General features: G+C 63.7%; 1 pseudogene. It reads left to right on the top strand.

The window, feature by feature from the left end:
* A pseudogene (locus CVN76_RS04765) lies at nucleotides 1-1,096 on the top strand (transketolase); the annotation flags it as partial.

Genomic DNA, 1,096 nt, shown 5'->3' with positions numbered 1-1,096 from the left:
CCCTGGCCGGTACCCTCAAGCTCGGCAAACTGACCGCGTTCTACGATGACAACGGCATCTCCATCGACGGTCACGTGGAAGGCTGGTTCACCGACAACACCGCCGAGCGCTTTGAAGCTTACGGCTGGCACGTGGTGCGTCACGTGGACGGTCACAACCCTGACGCCATCAAGGCCGCGATTGAAGAAGCCCGCAAGGTCACCGACAAGCCGTCCCTGCTGATGTGCAAAACCGTGATTGGCTTCGGCTCCCCGAACAAGGCCGGTACCCACGACGTGCACGGTGCTGCGCTGGGCGCTGCCGAAGTGGCCGCTACCCGCGAAGCCCTGGGCTGGAAATACGCCGCCTTCGAAATCCCGCAGGACATCTATGCCCAGTGGGACGCCAAAGAAGCCGGCAAGGCGAAAGAAGCGGCCTGGAACGACAGGTTCGCTGCCTACGCCAAGGCCTTCCCGGAACTGGCTGCCGAGTTCAAACGCCGCATGAACGGCGAACTGCCGGCCAGCTGGAAAGCCGACGCCAAAGCCTTCGTCGAGCAGCTGCAGGCCAACCCGGCCAACATCGCCAGCCGCAAGGCCTCGCAGAACGCGCTGGAAGCCTTCGGCAAAGTACTGCCTGAGTTCCTCGGCGGCTCCGCTGACCTGGCGCCAAGCAACCTGACCATGTGGTCCGGCTCCAAGGCGCTGAACGTAGACCCGGCGGGTAACTACATCCACTACGGCGTGCGCGAGTTCGGCATGACCGCCATCACCAACGGCATCGCGCTGCACGGCGGCTTCCTGCCGTACTCCGCGACCTTCCTGATGTTCGTGGAATACGCCCGTAACGCGGTGCGCATGGCGGCGCTGATGAAAATCCGCAACGTGTTCGTCTACACCCATGACTCCATCGGTCTGGGCGAAGACGGCCCGACGCACCAGCCGGTTGAGCAGATTGCCAGCCTGCGCGTGACCCCGAACATGAGCACCTGGCGTCCGTGTGACCAGGTGGAATCGGCGATTGCCTGGCAGTACGGCATCGAGCGCAACGACGGCCCGACCACGCTGATTTTCTCGCGTCAGAACCTGACCCAGCAGCCGCGTACCGCGGAACAGCT

Source organism: Bacillus sp. mrc49, assembly GCF_002803435.1.
This window is presented reverse-complemented; position numbering and strand designations above follow the sequence as displayed.